General features: G+C 47.4%; 3 protein-coding genes. All 3 read right to left on the bottom strand.

Annotated elements, in window-relative coordinates:
* Nucleotides 1-18: 18 nt before the first annotated feature.
* Nucleotides 19-525: a hypothetical protein gene (locus tag Q0236_RS02965; RefSeq protein WP_297914961.1), complete on the bottom strand. Its 507-nt coding sequence runs from the start codon at nt 523-525 to the stop codon at nt 19-21.
* Nucleotides 526-536: 11 nt separating this feature from the next.
* On the bottom strand, nt 537-824 hold the full coding sequence (locus tag Q0236_RS02970; protein ID WP_297914965.1) for a hypothetical protein: 288 nt from the start codon (nt 822-824) through the stop codon (nt 537-539).
* A partial coding sequence (locus Q0236_RS02975) for an AAA family ATPase (RefSeq protein ID WP_297914968.1) occupies nt 808-2,656 on the bottom strand: 1,849 nt, incomplete at its 5' end. The genes Q0236_RS02970 and Q0236_RS02975, both read right to left, overlap by 17 nt.

A 2,656-nucleotide genomic window follows, 5' to 3' on the forward strand; every position in this document is an offset into this window, starting at 1 on the left:
GGAAGTCGTAAAACTTTCTCATCGCGGCTCCGCGGCGACCGCTTTATGAAATTTCGCGGCGAGCTCTACATTTTTGCCCGCATAAAATCCCGCGCTAAATTTAGCGCTCGGTTGCGCTTTCGCATAAATTTTATCGCGAAATTTCGCAGTTAAATTTTCTCCGTGCTGCGAGATGTGCCGCGCGCTTTGAGCAGTTTGCAAGCTCTGAACACCCAGCGCGCTTTGTACATTTTGTACGCCCCGAACGCTTTGTGGGCTAAATTTTTTAAACTCAAGCGCTTTGCTCTCGTGGAATTCTGTAAATTTGCCCGCTTGAGCTACGCGGAATTCTGTAAATTTACACACCTGCGTTACCTGAAATTCTTTAAATTTATGAGCTTGCACTACGCGGCGGAATCCATTTCGTTGCGACTTAGCCGCGCAAATCTGCTCGTTAAATTTAAACTCATTCGGGCAAAGCTCGCTTGTTTTAGCCAGCCTCTCGCCAAATTCAGATCCACGATTAAATTTTGCGATAGAGTGCAAAAGCCCTAATTTTAGCTGCTGCGTGCAAAATTCCGCGATGAAATTTTCTCCGCGCTCGCCACTTCGCCGCGCGCAAAATTTCGCGCCAGATGTAGTCGCGGATCGAATTCTCTTCCGCTCGCTTTGTTCTCGCCTTTTGTCGCAGCACATAGCATAGAGCAAGGGCAGTCAAATTCTGCGCCGCGCCCCCTACTCCGCCTAGCAAAAAATTCTGCGTGAAATTTTATGTTAAATTTTGCGCCCGCGTCTGATTCGGCTTGCGCGGACGAAATTTTAAAATTTCTAAAATGATTTCTCATTCTTTGCTTCCGAAACGGCCGCTTTCGTGCCCGATTCGCCACCGCAGCTTTCGCTTAAGGCCTTATTGCTTGCGCCATCGCCGCCCGCTTCCTCTGCCGCACTCTTTGCGCCGCTTAGCTGCAAGGCTTTGCTTGCGGCAAAAAATTTAAACTCAAGCTCCGCGCCATCGCTGTCGATCTCAACCGTGCCGCCATTTTGCAGCGCGCCGAAAAGTAGCTCCTCGCTTATACGGTCGCTGATCTGCGTGCCGATCTCGCGCTTTAGGTTTCGCGCGCCGAACTCATCGGAGTAGCCGCGCGTGATGATGAAATCTTTCGCCGCTTTGCTTAGGCTAAATTTTACGTTTTTCAGCCCCGCTTCAAGCTCGCGGATCGTTTTATCCACGATCTTTTCTAAAATTTCGGTGCTTAGGCGGTTGAAATTTATGATTTTATCGATACGATTGCGAAATTCTGGCGCAAAAAAGCTTTTTATGGCACTATCTACTTTATAGCTCTCGTCCTTCGTAAATCCAACTTGCGGCGCTTCTTTCGTGCCTAAATTCGACGTCATTATTATGATCGTATTTTTAAAATCGGTCGTAACGCCGTTGTTATCGGTAAGACTTGCGTTATCGAAAATTCCTAAAAAAATATTCGTCATGCTAGGATGAGCTTTTTCTACCTCATCAAATAAAATGACGCTGTAAGGGTGCTTTTTGATATTATTCGTTAAAATTCCGCCATTTTCAAAGCCCACGTATCCAGGAGGTGCTCCGATGAGCCTCGAGACGCTGTGAGCTTCCATATATTCACTCATATCGTAGCGCTCAAAATGTACTCCAAGCTGCGCGGCTAAGACCTTGGCTAGCTCACTTTTGCCCACGCCGCTACTACCTGCGAACAAAAATACGCCGATTGGGGAGCTTGCGCCTCCAAGCCCGGCGTAAGAGCGTAGAAGCGCCTTACAAAGACTGCTAACCGCTTCGTCTTGACCGAAAATTTCACGCTTGATATTGGCTTCCAGATTTTTTAGTACCTGTTTATTATCGACGCTACTGCTTAAATTTGCGATATTCGCGCTAATCGAAAGTGTATTTACTAAATCATCCTTACTGATTTCAAGAGGAGCTTCGTGTGGCTTAAACGCAAAGCTCGCGCCCACCTCGTCGATGAGATCAATGGCGCTGTCGGGAAGGAATTTATCGCTTTGATATTTTTTAGCAAGCGTTACGCTATCTCGCAAAATTTCGTCGCTAAATTTCACGCCGTGAAATTCCTCATATTTTTTGGCTACGCCTTTTAAAATTTCGACGCTATCGTCAATGCTAGGCTCGCTCACATCGATCTTACAAAACCTGCGGCTAAGCGCTTTATCCTGCGAAAACGAGCGGTATTCGCCGTATGTAGTAGCGCCGATGACCGATAGCTCGCCGCTTGCAAGCGAAGGCTTTAGGATGTTTGACATATCAAGTTCGTTGCGATTGCCCGTGCCTGCGCCAACGATCGTGTGAATTTCATCGATAAATAAAATCGCGTTTTGATTGGCGCTAAACTCGTCTATAAGGTCTTTTAGCCTCTCCTCAAACTCCCCGCGCAGCGTAGTTCCTGCGATCAGCGCGCCAGCATCAAGGGCGTAAATCACCTTGTTTTTTAGCTTTTCTGGCACTTCGCCGCGGACGATTTTTAGCGCGATGCCCTCAATGATCGCGGTTTTACCAACCCCTGCTTCGCCCACTAAGATCGGATTATTTTTCTTGCGGCGACAGAGGGTTTGCAGCGTCTTTTCGATCTCTTTTTCGCGTCCGATGAGTGGATCGATCTTACCCTCAAGTGCGATTTTATTGAGGTTT

Origin of the sequence: uncultured Campylobacter sp. (genome assembly GCF_938031315.1) — a bacterium.
Taxonomy (GTDB): domain Bacteria; phylum Campylobacterota; class Campylobacteria; order Campylobacterales; family Campylobacteraceae; genus Campylobacter_B.

What these genes read in the sequence shown, in the direction of transcription:
- Q0236_RS02970 (WP_297914965.1), bottom strand. Translation starts at nt 824, where the DNA reads ATGAGAAATCATTTTAGAAATTTTAAAATTTCGTCCGCGCAAGCCGAA.